Origin of the sequence: Paenibacillus sp. JSM ZJ436 (assembly GCF_044383795.1) — a bacterium.
Lineage (GTDB): Bacteria > Bacillota > Bacilli > Paenibacillales > Paenibacillaceae > Paenibacillus_AQ > Paenibacillus_AQ algicola.
Window position 1 is genome coordinate 101,734 of the sequence record NZ_JBISEO010000004.1, and the last position, 20,213, is coordinate 121,946.

The following is a 20,213-nucleotide window of genomic DNA, read 5'->3' on the forward strand; positions in this document are numbered from 1 at the left end:
GACTGTACCATTATCCCGTAGGGATACCCATTGGCAGTCGTTGAGACCTTCCCATTCAAGGGCTGTGTCTGCGGATCATCCAATTCTTGATATTTTTACTATACCTAAGGCATTACCCTTCGCCGCCACACTCTTTCAAATGTGGCTTAGTAATCAAGACTCTAAGGAACTTCCCGCATATTCTGGGTTATTCAATATACATTTCTGCATAAGGGCACTAAATTAATGCATTACCTACTCTTGCTGGATCTTGAATAGTCGTATTTGCGGCAGTAATCATCGCTACAGACTCTTCAATACTATTGCCAGCACCACTTAAGCTCGCCGCTGAACGTCTCATGGCTTCACCAATACCCTGAGAGCTAATGGCAAACTTGTTACCAACTTCATTATAGATATCGACTACATTGGCAATATTCTTACCTTGTGTATCAACCTCGATACCAAAACCTTTGATTGTGGCAATGAGCGCCTCAGATGCTTTCTCTGCAGATTCAATATCGCCAACGTTTTGGTAGACGAGAGTTTCTTTTGCGAGCGCTGTGGATTGCTGGATTGTATATCCAAGTCTTGCCCATTCGGTTGTAGATTTGACTACATCGAGAGTGAGACCGCCAATAGCGTTAGCGATTCCTTCAGCATCTTTGATGAAATCCCGATACTCTGCTGCTGTATTATCTGTGACCTTTTGCAAGTTGGTCATTGCTGTATCTAGTTCATATATGTATTGAACGCCATTTTGAAGAGAGCGGAGGGGCGCGTAGAACGCAGTCGCTGCTGCTCGATTATACCCTGCTTTTCAGCATACTTTAACATCTATATAGATGGGACTAGACTATATCATCATCCAGTTTTGATGGATGCCTCGCGCTTCGAAATACAGAGTTTCACTGCAAATCTACTTCCATAACGGAATAGTCGTTACACCTTACTGCATAGAACAGTCTTGGCACGGTATTGCCACCACCCGAAGTGCTGAGGTTTCACCGTTAGCAATCAATTGCTTGATCACACCCTATTTGTATAGGTTCACGAGGTTATCATATCGCTATTACTAGCGTAAGGGACTAATAAAAATCCAGATTGGGAATCTTGTCATTGCCGTTTTAAAAGCTTCACCTAAACCAAGAGTATGACTTGTTGCTGTTTTGGCGTTAGCAGATAATTGTTTCAGGTCAGCGTTTAAATCTGAAAAGGTGTTTTTGAAATTAGCTTTGCTATCATTTTTAACGATTTCATTTAACTTTGATTGAACTTCGTTTAGACCATTTAAAACACCGCTGTCTTTGCTAAATCTGCGTCTCAAATCATCAATTTTTGTTTGTGTTGCCTTCACCGAATCTACGTATTGCTTATCGATTGCCGCATTCTTCTGTAAAGCAAGGACATGCATCTTTTCACGATCAATCATTGATTGATTTTCGTTATCATTATCTTTACGTAATAACTCAAGATTCTTATCAATATGTTTCTGTTGGTTGTTTTCCCAATCCCGATAGAATTCTTTTTGCTGTTGTTCGGACTTCAGTCTGCCCTGATACATTTGTTCAAGGAAGTCTTCTTCTTGTTTGATTGCCTTCTCTAAGTCATTGGAAACTTTATAAGCATTAACGTTACCATCTTTATCTAGATTAACATTGACCTTTTCAGTACCATTACTGTTTTTATATGTCTGTCTCGTTCCTGTTGTTTCGCCGTATTTGTTTTTAGAAACGGTATCCTGGGCAATACTCAAACCTTCAAGGTCTTTCTTTAGTGCTTGAGCTGATTTACCTTGTTTGTCGAGAGCCTTGGTTTCTTCGGTTAATTTTTGCTTGTGCTCATCTACCTGTTTATTAATCTTGGTAAGGATTTCACCACTAGCCAGATGTTGTTCTCTAACTTTTTCAATTGAGCCATCTAGCTTTTTATATACAGTAGTGACATCACTGACAACTTTATTCTGCTCACGTAGTGCATTGCCTAATTTTTCAGTTGCAGCAATGAACTGATTAATGGACTTAACAAAGCTTTGATCTACGTCAACTTTAAGAGTGAGTTTTTGCAGTGATTTATGTTTGCTTAATGCTTTGATAGCGGTATTGATATCGCCAATTGATTCACCTATATTAAGATTGGCTGAGATTAAGATTTGTAAATCTGCCATTTATCCACTTCCTCAAATTTTAATAATACATTACAGTATTTTTATTTATTTACTTTCAACTCGAAAAATGGACTCATAATATCATCTTTTAAATTAAGATTATTTTCTACGATATCGTAATTATAACTGTGATAGTTATCGATGTTACCAGAATTGCCAATATAATGTTGAACGAGTTTCTGACAGAGCATAGGATTTTCGTGGATGTCTTTCTCCCACAGGTAAAGAATTTTAATTCCATATTTACCTAAAATGTATTTCTTTTTTGTTGCATCTTTTATTATTCTATTCGCTTGAATATCATGATTGACTCCTTCATAAACTCTAGGGTCACAATGCCAAAAGGAGCCCATTACCTCAATCATCAGGTGATGATCAATTAAATAGTTGTCAACTGTATAGTATGTGCAAGGAAACTCGTTTTCGTAGTTGATAGACATTTCATCCAATATTTCATTAACAACTTTTTGGCATGAAGTATTTGTATGATTAAATGATCCATTACTCAGCATGTCGATGGCACGCTTGGCGCTTTTTTCTCTCCATTCAGGTTGCTGCGACCAAACTTCAGCGTACCATTGTTGGCGACAACTTGTGTCGCAAAAGTGTCTTGAATCATTGGTAACTTTATACCTGGGTACATCAATTTTCGTATTACAGTGTGAACATTGCTTGGGTATTCTTTTGTATCTGTGATGATTAAAACCACGTTTATTGATACTTTCCCATTGGTTTCTGCATTTTACGCTGCAGAATTTTGAGCCATATCTATTATATTGAGACTGTTCTACTTCATAGTTTTTAGTGCATTGTTCGCATACGCATTGTACTTTTGGAATGTATGATCTATCAAAATTTGCTGAACATTCACTATTACAAAAGTGATGGATGTGTTTATTAAACTGATATTGTGTTTTCTCTCCTTCTTTGCCACACGAGTCACACTTAAAAGAGATCCTTCGCTTCTTAGATTCATGTGCACAAGAAGTACTGCAATATGTGGTTTGACGATCTCTTAAGCCTTGAAGCCCTTTAAAGATATGAGTTCCACACATATCGCATTCAATTAATACCTGTACATTAGCATTTGAAGGAAGTTTGTTATAAGGAACTTTAAAAATGTCCCCGATTGAAGTAAATGGAATGCCTAGATTGATGTAATAGGTTTTTGATCTGTACGCCCAACTAACTTCAACTTCTTGGTTAATTATTACTCCCATGTCGACCTCCTTTATATATTTCATAATTCACAAAAAAAGCCACACCATATGCTGGTGCAGCTCGTTTCAAGAATTATATTGAGTTGAGTAGGGGAGGGCATTCAAAAAACGTTGAAAAATAAGGGTTTTTTAAGCCTGCTTTCTTAATGAAAGGATAGTTTTATCAAGAATCAATTATCAAGATGTTTTGGTGTTCGGGATTACAATTTCCGAGTTATCAAGGGGTAAATCTTTAATTTTTACTGCTGGGACTCCAGCATACAGACTGTTTGACTCACAGTCTTTAGTTACTACGGCTCCAGCAGCTATAATACACCCTGTGCCAATGGTTACACCGGGTAGTATTATTGCCCTTGTTCCAATCCAACAGCCGTCACCTATCGTAACTTTTTTCCCACATACTTTTCCTGCTCTTTTTAACGTTTCACCAATCAAATGAGTAGAAGAGCAGAACATGACCTCTGGAGCAATAGAACAGTTATTTCCAATAATTATGGTGTCTTGTGACTCGAAATAACACCTGTTGTTTATAAAAGTTCCTGAACCAACCAATATTTTTTTGCCAGTAAAAAAACAACCTGCTAATATCTTAGTTGTTCTAATATCCATACCAAATAATTTGTAAATAAAAAATCTAATAAATTGAGGTGTTACAATCGATGAGGCTATTCCATTCACAAATAAGTATCTGACTTTTTTGGTTATTCTGTTAACGATTTTATTCAATATAATTCCTCCAGTTGATTAGTCTTGATACGAATTGTATCATAACCGAACTGGATTTTCAACATTAATTTGATTATGTTTGTGTTATTGAGTGATCTTAACTGTATTGATTGCGCCTTGATCATCGATTGTTATTTTGTAGCGATTTTTGTTTGGTGAAGACAATATTATACCATCTAAGGACTCTATCGCTTGAGTAGTGTATGGGTGGTTATGCGGAGAGTATGGACTTGGCTCATCATAGTTAACCATAACACCAGCAATATAGGTTGGAGATGTGGGTGAGAGACTGTATATTTCAAGCCTTCGGATATCGCTTGATTTTTCACCTCGTCCAGATATTTTAGTCCATTCATTCACAGAAACTGGGCGCGATGAGTCATATAAAAACTTATTGTTTGAACAAGCAATCCGACACCCAATAGTAGATTTTGGTGAATAGATAAAGAACTCATAGCAAATATTTCTATCTTCATCCAAGTCTAATGTTGATAATAACGCATTCAATGCAATCATCTGACTATTAATACCATCAGGAGTGAATTTAACTATTTTTAGACTGTCACCAAGATATTTTCTGAGCTCACTGATCGGTATCTCATCTATATCTGTATTTGAAATAACATCTAAAGTAGATGAAGTGCTGCCAACAATAGCCCAACTTTCTTTAACCTCAGGATTTTTCATTAAATTTCCTGAAGCTAAAGAATTGAAGCATTTTAATCTCATATTTTGATCAAGACTGTGAAGCGATGATAGACTGAGGCTAACAGAAGGCAACTTTCTTCTAACAACAATATTGGGGATATCTAAGCCTTTCAAAGTGCCGTCTCCGCTCAATGTATGGATATACGCAGAGCCCACTGCACCAGGCGCATTGGATTTAAATATACCCCCGAAGTCATTGTCAAAAACATCGACCCTATTCCCTAGTGTTCCGAAATAAACAGCAAATTTCTGCTTCTCATCTCTACTAATGATGTCATTTGGCATTGCACAGATCCAGGCATCCGAACCATCAGAGGGGTGGTCGAGAGGGCTCCATGTTAATCCAAACCCGCTGATCTTTATGCCTTCTGATTTTGATTTTGGAAGTAACTTTATTACAGCCTCACCCGTTCTCTCAAATCGGGTCGTCATTAAAGATGCGGATAAACCCAGGACTTCAGCCAGTTCATCATAATTGTCTGCATCCTTAACTTGGTAAAAGCCGAACGGAGAGAAACCCATATGTACTCTCAGCATAGTGACATCCATGCCTCCATAGTGACCGGCCTCAAGAATTATCCCCAACATTACACCACAAAATGCCCCACTAACAGATCCACCTTGAAAGAAATAATCCCCTGAGTTTCTTCTGCAATAAACACCGATTAAACCCGACCAATTGCATTCATGAGAAGTTATATGTCCATTGTTGCTATTCATAAGTAGACCTACTTTGATATTCGATGTCCTTATATTGGTGAAAGTAGGCGTACTTACTCCTAATACCTCAATAGCAGCACAACCGACTGCAAACATTTCGTACTTATCTTGTTCGAAAAGAGATTTATTTACCCAAGATGATAAATTTTTAGAGGTGTATTGAGTTGTTGATTGTATTGTAAAGTCTCGAAATTCAGAAGAGTAAGCAGCTGCAGCAATTCGAAGGCATGGCAGTAGATCAGTCGTTTTATCAATCGGATCAAATATAATACGACTGCCCCCATTTTGACTGTCGTAGTAACGAGCTGTTCCTTTTACGCCTCTAGCGTTATTGTCAATAGTTCGTCTTATTTTATAATTTTTAGGTGAAAGACGAAGTATCCTTTTTTTATTGCAAACTTTCATAGCATAATTAAAGGCATCGCTGTCGTCAGTTACAGCATCTCCTTTCGCCCCAAACCATTCTGGGAATATCTCATCGTGAATCATATCTCCTTCTAATATACCTCCAAGAGACAAGTCGAAGATAAAATCATCATGATTTGCATTCCAAGAACTGTCTATTCTTAACTTAATTCCTTCGCCTATTTTTATTGTTGCATTTTTATCAAACACTAGACTCTTATTTGAGGGAACCGAAATGTTGGAAAGAAGTAAATATTGCCCTTTTGGTATGTACACAGAGTCAGAATCACTTTGAAAAGCCAAAAGGAATGCTTGCGCTGAGTTAGTATTTCCGGTTCTGTCTGCCCCATAATCAATTACGTTCGCATAACTGGCAGAACTCTTAATGTCTTTCGCATTCAGTTCATCTTGAGATCCACGCGAATGCCTATCTTTGTGGTTTATAAATTCACTTGACAATATATCGTTTTTTTCATTTCTGAGATCATTCTTGAACAGTCTACTGATCACCTAACACACTCCCTTATTATAGGATATAGTTCAAAAGACAGTTACAGTAAGTGAGCGTTGATTATTTGACGCAGTGACTATTGTTGTTCCATCAATATTGGCTATCCGAATACCAAAAATAATATTTACGTCTGCTGAAGCAGTATACGCAAAATTTAAGGTAACTGGGACTATGCTATTACCCAAATCTGTTGCATTCATCCATGTACCCAAATTCGTCCAGGATGTTCCTCCATTTATGCTGTAAACAAGACAAGTCATTCTTGCAGAGTTATTTGTTCCCGAATTTGTAGAAAGACAGACAAGTCCGTTTATAATAGCTTTTTGACTTTTCTTCATGGATAGCGTTATTTGGGGATCGGGTAAAATGAATGCAGAACCAGAAAAGTTATTGGTTGTATTAGGGTTATTTGTTGTTCCTGTTGCTGTATACACAGACGGAATTAATGGAAACGATTGGAATCCTGCTGTAGCAAGCTTAGTCTCCAATTCCTCTCGTCTCTCATACCCTGTATGCTCGACATTGTTTATTTCACAAAGAAATTGTAACCATGCTGTTTTCCATGAGATTTTTTGCTCATTGCTAATCATTACTAAATAGCCCCCAATGCCGTAAGGTTTCTAACTGTCATTTGTCCAAACTGGAATGTGCCTATACCGCTAGCAACTCCAATATCAACAGTTATTGATGTTGTATTGGATGGAACGGTATATTCTTGATAAAAAGTACCTTCGATTGAACACAAGAATTCATACATTGGAGAGTACAGGTCTGTACTAGCACCATTAAATGTAATCTTACAAGAATATTTCGACCCATCTTTGTTTCCGACTTTTGCTTTAATCTTCCCACCAATAGCAATTTTATCACCACTACTAAATCCACTCGTGATGGTCTGAGATAAAGATGTCCCACTAGCTTGATAGCTATTTGCAAAAAATGTAGCCCATTTGCCATGAACAGCTACTCCGGGATCAATGCGTGTTGTAAAAGATGTTCCATTCTTTGTCCATCCGTCTGGAATACCGTCAGTATTTGTATCCGTGATAAATAAAGGGTTGGTTAAGAGAGTTGTCGGATCACTATTACTTTCGCACAATTGAGGGTTCCAGGCTGGTAGTTTTGACGCTAATCGTTGTACCACATACTCTGCTACCCAGTGGCTCAAAAATGTTCCTGTGTGAACCCCATCAGGGCTAGTAGGATTCATGTTCCCTGTCGATGGTTCAACTAGTAAACCATAAGTGTCGTAGCATTGGTATCCGCGCTTCAAACAAAAACTTTTAAGGAATTGGTTGAATAGGTTCACTTTGTTGTGAACATCTTCAACCACGTTTCCTCCTAAAACAGAACCTTGAGTTATAGGGTAGACGGTCATAAAAATTGGCTCTATATTTGCTGCAACTAAGCGATCTGCAATTTGAGCAATATTAGATTTAGAGTCATTGGGGAAATTGATACCTGTTCCTTTTAGTCCAATATCATTTGTGCCTATCATCACAATACACTTTGACGGATTGTCAGCAATTACTTTCGCTACTTGAATATCCAAAGCAGTTTTAGTTGTGTAGCCTGACACTGCTGCATTCAATCCAATATAAGCTCTCATGTTGCTCATAATGCCCATGATAGCAGGCCACACTGGTTTCATAATTTCAATATTATCTCTGCCCGTATTATGCGTATTGCTGTCTCCAATAAACCCTATTCTGTTTGCTCTAGGAATTGAGAGGGGTGGAAGCGATGGATTGGTAGGTTGCGATGGGGAAGAGGATGTATCCTCAATCCTTAAATCATTTGGAAATAATCGATTCTTCATATTCATAGTTAAGCACCGTACTTTCCGCGCCATTTAAAATTGATACCAGGTTCTACAACAACTACGGATTCAATTTTAAAGTCATTTTCATTAATTTCAAATCCAATGCCAGCCTCAAGGACATTCCGATCCTTTCCATTGACAATTACTGTGCAAGCCTGTTCATTCAAGAAAGAAAATTCATAATATTTACCTCTTGGGGATCTAGTCCAGCCTGCATCAATAACTGGCAGGATTTCTTGATTTGCGGTAGACATACCTTTGTCACTTCTAATTCCGATTGGTCTCATTTCTAAAAACATCTCCTTAAATATGTTTGTTTTATAAATATAAATGAGATGAAAAACTGAGTCGCTGTCACTTGTTGGAATCACCTACACTTAAGAAAATTGAAAGATTAGGCATAACAAAAAACCTTATAAAATAAGGGATTTACAGATCAAATATTTTGATAAAAGATGGATTTCTTTAAATTGGATGACTTTCAAACATTACAGGATGGGTTGCGTTTGAACCAATAATTGATTCCACTTTTGTTCCATTTCCGAAAGATCGGAGGGAGGTGTCAGAAATACCATTGGTCACAATGGACACTTGAGCAGGCGTGATTGTAGGTGTCTTCTGCTCAAACAACAAAGTAATTGGATTATTATTCAGCCAAGTTTTTAATGCTGCCTGAGTCGTAATTCCATTAGCATCGCCATATGCTTTATCCCAAGCCAAATACAAGTTTCCATTTGTGTGGATGTTGAATTGAAACAAATTGGGAGCATTACCGCGTACAGCATCCACAGTATCGTAAACATGTAGATTGCTGAATGCTGCAGAATTCACTGCAATTCCAACTGGAACATCTGAGTTAGCAGCGTTCCATCCAGTGACTTGCGACCTGTAGCAAGTTGTTTGAAATACTGCAGGAGTAGTCCATGTCAAGGAGCCATTAATCGTCTTCTTTCCGATTCGTTGGATTTCAACAAAGTTATTATCAAACTCTAGTTTTCTAGATACCGATTTATATGAATCAATCTGACTTTTAGTTAGATTGAGTAATTCATCCATCGTATAGACTGTGGCATTAATTTGCACGAGATAATCCATAACTTTTTTGTACTCACTGAACACGAAGTTCATCCCATCATTGGATGGCCATCCATTTTCACCTGGAGCGTTAACGATACGGTGGAACATCATAACACATACTTTTCCTTTGGAGATAGCCTCATCAACGTGAAGTTTAACAGCATTGAAATCAGGACATGCTCCACCTAAACCGCAGGTAATAGGTTTCAACTTGTGCATGGTTTCATCCGTATAAATATTATTCAATTCATTACCCGTAAACCTAACAGTATCCATTCCTAAATCCTTACACGCTCTTAAAACTTCATCGTTATGCGAACCATAAGGAAAGGCAATATGTTTTGTACCATCATGATAACCTTTGCTTTCCAACCACTGATTACATAAATCAATTTCAGAATACGCTTGTTCATAAGTGAAATTTGTTAGAAAAGGATGCGTGTTGGTGTGGTTCGCAATACACCACCCAGCATCATACATTTCTTTAAGATGGGCATCCGTTACGAATCCTGGTGTGTTGTTGTAGTTGTTGGGTACAACATACGCCGTGCCTTTAATACCTTTATCTCTCATGTACGGAAATGCAAGATTGTACATGGATTCCCATCCGTCATCGAATGTAATAACTACGCTAGGTTTGATATTCCAATAGGGTGGGTCTTGATATTCTTGATGTGCAATTGAATCGTAAACACCGTTGATACTATATCCTTCTCCACGACTCCAAGAATAGGTCAATTCGCTTGTTTTTGAGTTATCTTTACTTGAGACAACAACCTTACCATTCTTAGTAAATCTGCGATTTGGAATGTCTGAGTTAGCTCGAATCCCGATATTCATTTTGCCAACTTGAGATGTAGATAATTCAAAAGAAGTTGCATCTTTTTTCTTGTAAGAAGAATAAATAACTTCTCTATTTGTAACATACGGTTTTAATTTGTTCCTCTTGATTCCAAGTAATCGGGGACTTTTATTTATTAAAAACATATGATCTCCCCTTAGTATGCTCCAATAAATTGACACTCAATTCCAGATTCCACAACAATGAAACTTTTGACTGGAATAAGTCCTAAGGACATTGAGAAGCCTTGTTCTGCTTTCAGGAAAATAGGGTCGCTGGAGCCATTAATTTTTACATGGCAATCAGCATAATTGAGAAAACTGAATTCTCTAAATGCATAAGGATAAGACCATGTTGGATGTTTTGTGACTAATTCTTGATTTGCTGTTGAAACGAAAATGTTGGGTGAACCAACGTAACCACCTGGGCCTGGCATATATAATCCCTCCTGTTGTTGTATGTATATTGTTATGTAATTGTGCTTGTTGAGCAAGTAATCTTGCTCCAATCCAATGGGTTGGATGGAGGATCGCCGATAATCGTAAATGCAGGTTGTTTAAAATATGTATATTGATTCGGCTGCTTAGATTGTTTGTCAATCTTATTTACAAACTCAACAATTTCTTGTGGAGTGCCTTCGAGTTCGTAGACGTAAATTTTAGCTTTCATTTCTGCTCTCCTCATTATCAGTTTTCTTGGTGTTAAATATTTTCTTCTTTTCATCTTCAAAATCTCTAAGGTCATATATCTGAGTGGTAGATATGTCATTGTGATGCGCTACGAACTTAGATACCAGTTTGATGTCTACGCCTGATTCCAAAAGATAGGTTATACAAGAATTCTTGAATATATGAACATTAATTCTGCGCTCCAAGATGTCAGACAGAGTATTGGAACAAAACTCATCAGCCCAGGCAGCAGACATTGGTTTGACTTCATTTCCATATTTGGTGGTGAAAACATATTCACTTTCATATCCCCTTGATTCAACCCATTTTGTCCAGTAAGGTAAAACATCTAGGGGGATCATGTACTCTATTTTTTTGCCATCCAATGAAGCTCCCTTCCCTCGAACTGTATGCGACATAACATAATCTAAATCGTCCTGAACATCATATGAGAGTATCTCAGTTTTAAATTGAATGATTTCCGAACGTCTAGCGCCTGTTCTAAATGCAGTTGCAAGCCACGCCATACCCAACCAATTTTCATCTTCTTGGAGAACATTCATCATCATGTCATATTCATCTTTTGTTACTTTAATTTTGTCGTAAACACGGTTTTTGGGAATAGGGGGGAGACCTCGTGTGAAATTTCTGAAGTTAGTGTAATTTTTATCATCCTCAGAGATTATATTCTCAATGAAATTACACAAGCTTGATACGATTGATTTTCTTAATCCAATAGCAGAAGAAGACATCTTCCGGTTTTCACGTAAGTAACTCAAATATCTCATGAAGTCACGCTTAGAAATTTTATAGAAAAACTTATTGTTCATTGAACTAAACATGTACCAACCAAACTGTTTCAGTGCACTGGTATATTGTTTTTTAGAAGCAGGAGAGAGGTCTTGTACAGTGATAAACTCTTCTGCTAATGATCGGTAATCCTCATTTACTTGAAGCCACATTTCTTCAGTTACTTCTGGTAGCTTTTTAGCTGGTTCTCGCAGTGTATTTTTGTTAATTTGCTTTTTCGTCAAATCGAATCACCACTTAATTATATTTGTCTAAATGAAGTTGTTCTCCACAAAAATCACTCCCATAATCTTTATGAAATTGCCCTTTTATTTCACTTTTACGTTTAATCCTTCTTTAACTAACCCTCTATACATAGCAGCCACATGTTCATTCGTATCTCTCAGGTGTTCCCTTGTTGCTTCTGTGAATGGTCTTGGTACTCCATTGTATGGGAACTCGAATTGATATCCTTCACCAGTCTCGACAATTTCAGCAACATTTCTATCACCATCTGAACGAATATTCTCTACGGTTAACACAGTGTCATTCAGTACAGTCACTTCCATATTGTCTTCATCTAGCAAGCCATCATTTTCACGTTGCCTGTCATATCCTCCATCTTCAACAGGTACTGGTGTATACACGCTATAAACTTCTTCCTCAATCTTATCCTTCATAACTTCTTTCACTGTTGGTGCTACATTATTCAGTAATGCTTTACCAACTTTACCCTTGATTATCTGTTCTAATTCCTTCATGTTCTTGGCTTTGATCTTCATTGTTTTCTCCTTGTGCCATAGCAGAGGACAAAGCGTACTCACCAATCATTTGACCGATTTTCTTACTGTTGGCATCTAATTTATCGGATACTTTCTTTAACTCTCGTTCAGGTAATGCCTCAATAACGGCATTCATAATCCCTGTGTTATAAAACACATTTGCAACTTCCAAATACTTAGCAATGTCACGTTCTTTAGGAATCATTGGCACATCGGTAAAGGCTCCAAGAATTAGAGTGTGAAGCAATGCACCTGACCCCAAGATAAATTCATCATCAATTTTATTATTGCGACCTGCTTCTTCAAACATGGTAAGATAGTCGAAGATTACCTTATCAATGTCTGAATCCTTAAAAGTTAGACTAATATTAACTTCATATTCACCAAGTACAGTAATTTTCTTCTTATTGTCTAATGCTTTATGCGCCTTATTAATCGCTGATGCTGATAGTTTTTTTGTCATATTTATATCTCCCCTATAAATTTAAGACTTTGTAACAGCACACTCATATCAAGTTTGCTCTATAAAAAGCCTTAGAAAGTGTAAAAAAGAGACAAGCGTATGTTCACTTGTCTCTTAGTATGTATATGTTTATTTGTTAAGCGACACTGTTCTCATCATAGATAGTCATAGTGTACATTTCTGTTCCATCTACAGGCTTCAGAATCTCCATAGGGATATCGAACACTGAAGGATCTCCGTCTGCTGCCATAGAAATGCTCCAGTTGTCCTCCATCTTGGCACGATGGATAACGATTTGAGCAGCGTAATCTTGTTGGTTTTCAGTGTTACGTACAAGGCAGTCAAGAACAATACGATATGTACCTGCAAATTTATCGGAAGAAACGGTAATTGTTTTTGCTGTAGTTGCTGTAGCTGCTTTGTAATACGCTACAACTTTAGCTCCGTCAGCAAGTTCGCCAGTGTTAAAAGTAAGTTGTTTTGTAGTGAGAGTGTATTTACCAGCAGCAATTGTTCCTGTTGCAAAAGTAATCTCTTCGCCATGTGTACCGTCAGAATTCAACTTATAAACACTAATCAAGCCAGATGTCGCATCTACTGGTGTATGTAACAGAGAAGCCTTATTTGCTGACACAGTGATAACATCGCGCTGGTAGATATTAGTTGCACCAGTTTTAATTTCGTTACCAGTCATCATAGCAATTACCTCGGCAGTGAACACGCAATCTTGAAGAGTAACCCGTCCAGAGCGGTTTCCTGAAAATCCAACTACACGACCGTTACCGCGCCCGCCTTGTGCATAAACAGTGTCTGCAGAGTTTTCCAAGCCAGATGTTTTGAGGTTTGAAAGTTGTACTTTTGCCTTATTGGTTGCAAGATCATAAAAAGTCGCCAAAGCAACTTCACGAACTGCGAAAATATTAGGTGTAGTCATTAAATATCCTCCTGAATTAATTGTTTATTTTATTGGCCCAATGTATATCAGCCAATTTAATATTTTTACTATCAATAGTTCCAGCATATAGACCTTGTATAGTGTGCTTATAGTTATCAATGTTGTTAGTGGTATGAAAGCCATCATAGATTTGATATATGTTTAAATCAAAGACACTAAATATTGTAAGTCCGTTCTCTTTCCAAGCTAAAGCAGAAACTATGCTTTGGAGATTCATCTTTTCTTTTAGCTTCGGCTGTTTTTTCCTGTTCTTCATAATCATGTTAATCATTTCCTGAGCTTTAGAGTTGCCAGGTTTATACTCTGGTTCATTGGAAACTTTCACATTATTTGAAATCATTAGGATTTCTTGAAAATCCATAAAGTTCTCACGATTCAAGAATCCTTGACCTTCGAGATTAATGAAATAATCTTCGCCATTTATTTCTAGTGACGGTTCATGATTAAAAAAAAGTTGAAGTCCATTAAAAGCTATATGCTTGAATTCCTCGCTGTGATAACAGTTAGCGAAAAACAAATCAAAATTCGTCATATTCTTATTCATCTGTTTATCAAGCGAATTTTTATCAATTAATAGATATGCAAGATAGAGATTATAAATAGATAAACCAATGTCGGCAATAACTCGGAAAGTAGGTATCCTCATTAAGCCCGCGTTATCTATGGGGATAGGTAATCCAGCTTTTAACTTGAGCTCGATGTCTTCTTTGATATATGCCATATCTAATTCGACTCATATATTTTGTATGCTATGTATTGCCCCATATAATGCTCATTCACATAGTATTCATCCATTTTATAGAACTCAGTTTTTCCGATTCCTAAGCCACGTTTCTCATTCATCAATTTATCAATCTCATGCATCATTAAGTCAAACCTCAGCACACCATGATCAGTCCGTACTAAGCGGTTGTGCGTGAAAGCATTAATTTGAATTAAACCACTCTTGAATCTGTGATTAGTTCTAGTTGGTCTAAAATCTCTAAATGACATGGTTATATAGCTTTTGCCTTCTTGAGCGAGTTCAGGAACTCTGGCAAACGGAAAGATGTTCTCGTAAAAGAGGATAGAGGGATCTTCAATATCAGGCATATCTAAAAAATTGCTCTCAGTGTAATAGAGCGCCTTGCATAATTCAGGCGAGTCAGTCAGTCTAGTCATGATTGTCGCCTTGTCACTGCTTAAGTTTACTAATCTAGCCAACCGTGCTCACCATCCTTATAAGGCTGATCTAATTTTGATTGTTTTAGATGTGGATACATTATTACTTGCATTCCCACAAGTCAGTAAAACAGTTCCAATCTTCAACCCCTTAACAGTACAAACATTACCTTGAATAGCAGTGATGCTTGCCAATGTCGTAGGACTTCCATCGAGGTTGGTTAGTGAGAATACTCCTACTAGTGGAACTGACAGTTCGTTGTTGTAGAAGTTGCAAGAATAGTCTTTTGTCTTATTAAGATAAACATTTTCATCTCCGCTAATTATTGCAGTGTAATTGTCGGACTGTATTGCTCCAATATTAATATTAAGAGTCAACACTATGCCAAGATAAACTGCTTCGATTGTGCACGAACCTTCACTTACAGGAGAAACTAAACCATGTTCATCCACGCTTGCAATGGTATTGTCAGAGGAGATAAATGACAGGGTAGGGGAGGGGATTTGAACACCGTTGTTGGTCACCGTTGCATCAATTTGATATGTATCATCGACTCTTAATGAAATACTTGTTTGATCAACATGAATCGCATAGTTTGGCTTCACATAATCAGCAATACGCAACTCCATATTATCCTTTGACGGATCAATTGTAGTGGACTTTAACACAATCTCAACAAGTGGATTAAGCCTGTTAATCGATGTGACTTCCCATGCAGCAGCATCAAAGATGAATCGCTGTCCAACTTTAATCATTTTACTCTCATCAGTCTTCCTGACTGCGATATTTCGTCTATCATTAAGGAGGGATATAACCTGGCCTTCAGCGACACCAAAATTAGATATATTATCGGAATTGAAGATGAATGGATATTCTAAAATTTCACCATAAGAGTTTAGCCATTTGAGAGAGGATGGGGCTAATTCCATAGTGAAAGTATCAAACACAGGATTCTCTTTATCTGTTTTGCGTATCAACCATATTTTATTCTCATGCTCAATTACGTCACCATCAAACAATTGACCATGTTCACACATGATTTTTCTAAGAGTTTCTTTGCTTGAATATTTTTCTGTGACAATGACTTGATGGGGGAGTCCATTCACCAATACTTCACTTGAGTCAAATCCATTCAGATGCATTCCAAAAAGGTGCTTACCGCCTTGAATCAATCGATCCTTGCTGCTACCATAATAATTAGAATAATCCTTCATATAGCACCTACAAATAGTCTACTTGCATATTATCGATTATTCTTTCGATTTTACTATTCTCATTGTCAATGAGTGTCTGTAATGCCTTGACTTGACTTTGGTAGTTTCGCAATCCAATATCTGCAGCAAATGGCTGGTACAAAGTAGCAAACTCAGTAAGCTGATTCTCAAGAAAAGTAAGTCTCATGTACCTGCTAACAATAAGGATTTCATCGTGGCTTAGTGAACGATTAACTTGCTCAATAGTGTCGTCATAGCCTAGCTCTTCATCTCTCATGCGATTATTGTAGAGAACAATAGCAGAATGGATCATATTATACTTGCCTTCATCTGAGGTGGGTATGTTGATCGGATCTGTCTTATTGATTGCTATAAACTGCGTAAAGATAGAATCATAAGTGGTCAATTTGAACCACTCCTTTATTATTCGTCAAAAAGAACGTCTACAGGAGCACCAATCCACTCAGCGATAAACTTGAGTTTAGAGTTAGCGTCTAGTTTGATTTCTTTTGCAACATCAAGAACATATTGTTTCTCAGATTGAACTGTGATTTTTCCTAGTTCAGATTTCATTTTCATGAAATTGCCTTCAAGAATCTTAACAAGTTCAGCTCTGGTATGAGTGTTGTTTTTGTATGATTCTGGATCGTCAATATTGGATGCAATTACTTTCGCTTCTTCGGTATCCTCAATAATCTTAAGTTCACCATCTCTAAAACATCCGCTTGTCATCAAAAGCCAATCTACGACTTCAGTAGGAACTTCTTTAATGTCTGTTTTGTCGCCACGACTTCCAGCCCATTGATAAGTTTTAATACCTCCATTCACAGTATAGTTTACTGTATATGGAAAATTGCGATACCTTGCCACTTTGATAGTATCTGTCATAGTATCCTCCCTTGAAAAATAGAATAGGGGCGACATTATTTCGCCCCATTTAATTCATTAAATATTACAGTGCTACGTTGTCGTCTTTGATATAGCCGATAGCTTCACCAAAGATCAGTTGAACGTCAGCAGATTGAGTAATCTTCATTTTAATGCGCTCATCTTCCATGTCTTGCTCAGTCATTTGACGCATACCACCAAACTCAGTGACAACAAATGGCTTTTGAGAAACGTCACCTGCGAACATATAGCCAACATTAACTGGCAATTCAACCTTGGAATTAGTTTCGTCAAGAAAAGGATTAACCAGGTTCATAGCTGTTGTACGACCAATAGTAGAAGGGTTGAGGCTGGTCAGCAACTCTTCTTTAATACGGTCAGTCAGAAGCGTTTTAATTGTAGTGTCTGTTGCCTGTTGTTGAGCAAAATGGTCAATCAGAAGTGTATCTGCTACAAATACAGGGCGACCACCATAGCGAGCCAGAACGGAAGCCAACTTATTGTATTGCTGAATTGTAACGTTGGAAGCAGCTACAACGTTAGCATTAGGAATTTTACCCGAAGCAACAGCAGCAGTGACCAGTTTAGCGATAACATCCATGTACAGACGTACTTTTGCATCTGCCACATCGTTGACCAACTTATTAAACTGTTCAACATAATCACCATCACCAAATGGCTCATAGTAAAAACCAGTGGAAAGTTGCTGAGGTACAGCAATCTCTTTACGCTTACCTTCAACGCGAACCATGTCTACACCGGAACCGTTAGCAGACCAACGAACCTTAGCCTTGTTCTTTTGTGGAATGTTGTACTGTTTCACTGTGTTAGGTGCAACGCTATCGTATTCAGCAAGCACAGAAAGAAGGTTTGTAACTACTGGCTTTGCAATTTGATCAGCAGTCTCAACTACGAGATTGTTAAACTGGTGAAGCATAGAAGGATCAGGAGAGTATCCAGAACCGAATACTTTTTTGCAATATGCGGCGATGTCTTCATGGTCTTTTTCTTCAACTTTATTATTTACTACACGGGTAAATAGTGCTTTAAGTTTTTGATTGTCAAACATTTATTATTCCTCCGATATGTATATGTTTAGTTTAATTATTGTACTTCAAGACGAACTAGGGCTTTACCGGATGTGTAAACAACATCAGACTCATTGGATACTACAACAAACTTCTTGCTGGCTGTTGCATAAGCAGCAACTGGGGAAGCAGATTCTTGAATCACAAATTTTTTGGTTGCTGGATCAAAATGTGCCACTTGACCATTCTTGATGCTAGTTACGCCAGTATTAAGTCTGAAAGCCGAGGTGTCAAATCGAACTCCTTCATCTAGGAATACGATACGGGCGCGTTCTCCTGCAGCATTATAGAAGTCTACCAATTCTTCGCCCAGCATACGTTTTTCTGGAGTTGCAATAAGATAAGACTTTTTGGTTACATCAGACAGTTGAGTAGCAGTGCGCTCACCTTCCGTATTAAATCCAAGCTCTACCAATGTGAAATTGTCAATTTCACCAACAACTACTGCACCATGATTAAGCGTACGAATTTTGATGCTGTTCAGATTACCGATTTCACGATTACCCTTTTGAGTAAGGGCGACTTGTTGACGAGTTGCCATAATATAAAAACCTCCAGAATTTTATGTTTATTTTATTAATTAATTGAATAACGCGATTCAAAAGTATCAGGTTTGTCAATCAGTCTGCCTCGACTGTTAGCAGATACCAAGAATTGCGGTTCTTCATTAAGAATTGGTTGTACCATTTCTACAAGAATGCTATTGAGTTGAAGTTTTGCATCTTTACCAGTCTCATCTTCATTAATAGATAACTTGATGAGTTCTTGTACTTCGTCAGATGCAAATTTATCAGCGGCGTTAACTGCGTTGAACTTGGCAGAGTAGAACTCTGTTTGCTCATTGATGGCTTGTTGCAATTTTTCACTTTCAACTTGCTCTTTGTAAGGCTGCAGTTCTTCTACGAGTTGATTCATCGATACTAATTTTTCAGAAGCATCATTGAACTGAGTCAACAGGCTTTCTTTTTCTTGAGAGATTGTTTCTAATTTTTGATTAGAAGAAGTCAAATCTGAGTTCAATGCTTCAATTTTTTCAATTGATTCATTAAGCTGCTGTTGAATGTCAGCATTGATATTGGCTTTAGTCCAACTTCTTTCTTCAATTACTTCAACCTTGTTAGCAAAATCAACATTTACTTTATCTTCTGATTCAGTTTTTGTGTAGGCTACTTCGTAAAATTTCGTACCCACATCTTGAACCCAAGTGTGATAAATAAATCGATTGTCAAAAACTTCGACTATCCATGAATCATAGTATTCTTCATCAGACAGCGCATCGTTAAGAGCACCGTACAATTGAGATCTAATATCATCGTGTGACAACTCACACACCTTCTTAAACATTCCTACACCTTCCTTTGATGACTGGTTTAGAGCTTGAGCAACCAGTTTGTTAAATTGTTTTAAATCGTTAAAACTAAGTAGATGCGATGATTCATATGCGGGAGTTACTATTTTGTGGTCTCCACGCTGCTCAGAATTCAGTAAGCAATGACCACTATATAAAATAGGTGACTCGATATATTCAACACCATCTTTGTGTGTATAATTCTTATAGTAATACTCGACACTTGATATAATCTTGACACCACGCTGATACCATTCAAGAAGTAGTCCACACACATCTTCAAAACGGTCTCTCCAAAGAACTCCGTCTACCGCCAATACTTCTGTCCCTTCTATATCTAGAACATAACCCTCGGTAGTAATGACACCGACAGGGATAGTGTCCATTTGAAGATCATCATTACCATATCTATCGACACCAATGAATTGCTCATGTGTGCCAAGGGCATCAGTTGAACTATTGCCATTTAGAGCAGGGTAATATTTACACACTAAAGGTTTATTGAGTAAGGTATGGGCATTCTCTAATGCAATTTCTTTAGTGATAACTTGGCCATTACCCGATAACTCGAAGTCATGAACAACAAAGGTGACATTAAGTAGAGTGGGGTCGATGTTCTCAGTAACTGAATTTACAACCAGATTAAATTGTGATTTCTTGTCCATTATTCACCTCCTTCT

22 protein-coding genes and 1 pseudogene are annotated in these 20,213 nt (G+C 37.5%); all 23 read right to left on the minus strand.

The window, feature by feature from the left end; translation table 11 throughout:
• Positions 1-217: 217 nt before the first annotated feature.
• Positions 218-751: pseudogene (locus tag ACH6EH_RS06590) on the minus strand (phage tail tape measure protein); the annotation flags it as partial.
• 303 nt (positions 752-1,054) lie between these two features.
• Positions 1,055-2,146, minus strand: coding sequence for a hypothetical protein (locus ACH6EH_RS06595; RefSeq protein WP_397331632.1), 1,092 nt, complete (start codon positions 2,144-2,146; stop codon positions 1,055-1,057).
• Between the two features lie 41 nt (positions 2,147-2,187).
• Positions 2,188-3,366, minus strand: coding sequence for a PDDEXK family nuclease (locus ACH6EH_RS06600; protein WP_397331633.1), 1,179 nt, complete (start codon positions 3,364-3,366; stop codon positions 2,188-2,190).
• 177 nt (positions 3,367-3,543) lie between these two features.
• Entirely contained in the window at positions 3,544-4,092 is a 549-nt protein-coding gene (locus tag ACH6EH_RS06605) for an acyltransferase (RefSeq protein ID WP_397331634.1), read from the minus strand.
• An 84-nt stretch (positions 4,093-4,176) separates the two neighbouring features.
• Complete coding sequence (locus ACH6EH_RS06610) at positions 4,177-6,435, minus strand: hypothetical protein (RefSeq protein ID WP_397331635.1); 2,259 nt, start codon at positions 6,433-6,435, stop codon at positions 4,177-4,179.
• Between the two features lie 30 nt (positions 6,436-6,465).
• Positions 6,466-7,026: a hypothetical protein gene (locus ACH6EH_RS06615; RefSeq protein WP_397331636.1), complete on the minus strand. Its 561-nt coding sequence runs from the start codon at positions 7,024-7,026 to the stop codon at positions 6,466-6,468.
• Between the two features lie 2 nt (positions 7,027-7,028).
• Positions 7,029-8,261, minus strand: a complete 1,233-nt coding sequence (locus ACH6EH_RS06620; protein ID WP_397331637.1) for an SGNH/GDSL hydrolase family protein — start codon at positions 8,259-8,261, stop codon at positions 7,029-7,031.
• 2 nt (positions 8,262-8,263) lie between these two features.
• Complete coding sequence (locus tag ACH6EH_RS06625; RefSeq protein ID WP_397331638.1) at positions 8,264-8,545, minus strand: hypothetical protein; 282 nt, start codon at positions 8,543-8,545, stop codon at positions 8,264-8,266.
• Positions 8,546-8,723: 178 nt separating this feature from the next.
• The gene (locus ACH6EH_RS06630) at positions 8,724-10,322 is read right to left on the minus strand and encodes a polysaccharide deacetylase family protein (RefSeq protein ID WP_397331639.1); all 1,599 of its coding nucleotides are present in this window, start codon (positions 10,320-10,322) and stop codon (positions 8,724-8,726) included.
• Between the two features lie 11 nt (positions 10,323-10,333).
• On the minus strand, positions 10,334-10,612 hold the full coding sequence (locus ACH6EH_RS06635) for a hypothetical protein (protein WP_397331640.1): 279 nt from the start codon (positions 10,610-10,612) through the stop codon (positions 10,334-10,336).
• A 32-nt stretch (positions 10,613-10,644) separates the two neighbouring features.
• The gene (locus ACH6EH_RS06640) at positions 10,645-10,845 is read right to left on the minus strand and encodes a hypothetical protein (RefSeq protein WP_397331641.1); all 201 of its coding nucleotides are present in this window, start codon (positions 10,843-10,845) and stop codon (positions 10,645-10,647) included.
• Complete coding sequence (locus ACH6EH_RS06645; RefSeq protein WP_397331642.1) at positions 10,835-11,878, minus strand: tyrosine-type recombinase/integrase; 1,044 nt, start codon at positions 11,876-11,878, stop codon at positions 10,835-10,837. Before ACH6EH_RS06645 ends, ACH6EH_RS06640 begins: the two co-directional genes overlap by 11 nt.
• An 84-nt stretch (positions 11,879-11,962) precedes the next feature.
• Positions 11,963-12,394 carry a hypothetical protein gene (locus tag ACH6EH_RS06650; protein ID WP_397331643.1) on the minus strand — a complete coding sequence of 144 codons (432 nt, stop codon included), beginning with the start codon at positions 12,392-12,394 and terminating at the stop codon, positions 11,963-11,965.
• Positions 12,363-12,878 carry a hypothetical protein gene (locus tag ACH6EH_RS06655; protein WP_397331644.1) on the minus strand — a complete coding sequence of 172 codons (516 nt, stop codon included), beginning with the start codon at positions 12,876-12,878 and terminating at the stop codon, positions 12,363-12,365. The genes ACH6EH_RS06650 and ACH6EH_RS06655 overlap by 32 nt, the downstream gene beginning before the upstream one ends.
• Positions 12,879-13,014: 136 nt before the next feature.
• Complete coding sequence (locus ACH6EH_RS06660) at positions 13,015-13,812, minus strand: hypothetical protein (protein WP_397331646.1); 798 nt, start codon at positions 13,810-13,812, stop codon at positions 13,015-13,017.
• Positions 13,813-13,828: 16 nt separating this feature from the next.
• Positions 13,829-14,554: a hypothetical protein gene (locus ACH6EH_RS06665; RefSeq protein WP_397331647.1), complete on the minus strand. Its 726-nt coding sequence runs from the start codon at positions 14,552-14,554 to the stop codon at positions 13,829-13,831.
• A gap of 2 nt (positions 14,555-14,556) precedes the next feature.
• Positions 14,557-15,036 (minus strand): hypothetical protein, encoded by a 480-nt coding sequence (locus tag ACH6EH_RS06670; RefSeq protein WP_397331648.1) that lies wholly within the window; start codon positions 15,034-15,036, stop codon positions 14,557-14,559.
• A 15-nt stretch (positions 15,037-15,051) separates the two neighbouring features.
• Positions 15,052-16,209: an Ig-like domain-containing protein gene (locus tag ACH6EH_RS06675; protein ID WP_397331649.1), complete on the minus strand. Its 1,158-nt coding sequence runs from the start codon at positions 16,207-16,209 to the stop codon at positions 15,052-15,054.
• A 7-nt stretch (positions 16,210-16,216) separates the two neighbouring features.
• On the minus strand, positions 16,217-16,615 hold the full coding sequence (locus ACH6EH_RS06680; RefSeq protein ID WP_397331650.1) for a hypothetical protein: 399 nt from the start codon (positions 16,613-16,615) through the stop codon (positions 16,217-16,219).
• A gap of 17 nt (positions 16,616-16,632) precedes the next feature.
• Positions 16,633-17,097 (minus strand): hypothetical protein, encoded by a 465-nt coding sequence (locus ACH6EH_RS06685; RefSeq protein WP_397331651.1) that lies wholly within the window; start codon positions 17,095-17,097, stop codon positions 16,633-16,635.
• A 64-nt stretch (positions 17,098-17,161) separates the two neighbouring features.
• Positions 17,162-18,166 (minus strand): hypothetical protein, encoded by a 1,005-nt coding sequence (locus ACH6EH_RS06690; RefSeq protein WP_397331652.1) that lies wholly within the window; start codon positions 18,164-18,166, stop codon positions 17,162-17,164.
• Between the two features lie 35 nt (positions 18,167-18,201).
• Positions 18,202-18,726: a hypothetical protein gene (locus ACH6EH_RS06695; protein WP_397331653.1), complete on the minus strand. Its 525-nt coding sequence runs from the start codon at positions 18,724-18,726 to the stop codon at positions 18,202-18,204.
• Positions 18,727-18,761: 35 nt separating this feature from the next.
• Complete coding sequence (locus ACH6EH_RS06700) at positions 18,762-20,198, minus strand: hypothetical protein (protein ID WP_397331654.1); 1,437 nt, start codon at positions 20,196-20,198, stop codon at positions 18,762-18,764.
• Positions 20,199-20,213: the final 15 nt, after the last annotated feature.

Coding starts and splice junctions, on each gene's coding strand:
- ACH6EH_RS06595 (WP_397331632.1), bottom strand. CDS start 2,146: ATGGCAGATTTACAAATCTTAATCTCAGCCAATCTTAATATAGGTGAA.
- ACH6EH_RS06600 (WP_397331633.1), bottom strand. CDS start 3,366: ATGGGAGTAATAATTAACCAAGAAGTTGAAGTTAGTTGGGCGTACAGA.
- ACH6EH_RS06615 (WP_397331636.1), bottom strand. CDS start 7,026: ATGATTAGCAATGAGCAAAAAATCTCATGGAAAACAGCATGGTTACAA.
- ACH6EH_RS06620 (WP_397331637.1), bottom strand. CDS start 8,261: ATGAATATGAAGAATCGATTATTTCCAAATGATTTAAGGATTGAGGAT.
- ACH6EH_RS06625 (WP_397331638.1), bottom strand. CDS start 8,545: ATGAGACCAATCGGAATTAGAAGTGACAAAGGTATGTCTACCGCAAAT.
- ACH6EH_RS06630 (WP_397331639.1), bottom strand. CDS start 10,322: ATGTTTTTAATAAATAAAAGTCCCCGATTACTTGGAATCAAGAGGAAC.
- ACH6EH_RS06635 (WP_397331640.1), bottom strand. CDS start 10,612: ATGCCAGGCCCAGGTGGTTACGTTGGTTCACCCAACATTTTCGTTTCA.
- ACH6EH_RS06640 (WP_397331641.1), bottom strand. CDS start 10,845: ATGAAAGCTAAAATTTACGTCTACGAACTCGAAGGCACTCCACAAGAA.
- ACH6EH_RS06650 (WP_397331643.1), bottom strand. CDS start 12,394: ATGAAGGAATTAGAACAGATAATCAAGGGTAAAGTTGGTAAAGCATTA.
- ACH6EH_RS06655 (WP_397331644.1), bottom strand. CDS start 12,878: ATGACAAAAAAACTATCAGCATCAGCGATTAATAAGGCGCATAAAGCA.
- ACH6EH_RS06660 (WP_397331646.1), bottom strand. CDS start 13,812: ATGACTACACCTAATATTTTCGCAGTTCGTGAAGTTGCTTTGGCGACT.
- ACH6EH_RS06665 (WP_397331647.1), bottom strand. CDS start 14,554: ATGGCATATATCAAAGAAGACATCGAGCTCAAGTTAAAAGCTGGATTA.
- ACH6EH_RS06675 (WP_397331649.1), bottom strand. CDS start 16,209: ATGAAGGATTATTCTAATTATTATGGTAGCAGCAAGGATCGATTGATT.
- ACH6EH_RS06685 (WP_397331651.1), bottom strand. CDS start 17,097: ATGACAGATACTATCAAAGTGGCAAGGTATCGCAATTTTCCATATACA.
- ACH6EH_RS06690 (WP_397331652.1), bottom strand. CDS start 18,166: ATGTTTGACAATCAAAAACTTAAAGCACTATTTACCCGTGTAGTAAAT.
- ACH6EH_RS06695 (WP_397331653.1), bottom strand. CDS start 18,726: ATGGCAACTCGTCAACAAGTCGCCCTTACTCAAAAGGGTAATCGTGAA.
- ACH6EH_RS06700 (WP_397331654.1), bottom strand. CDS start 20,198: ATGGACAAGAAATCACAATTTAATCTGGTTGTAAATTCAGTTACTGAG.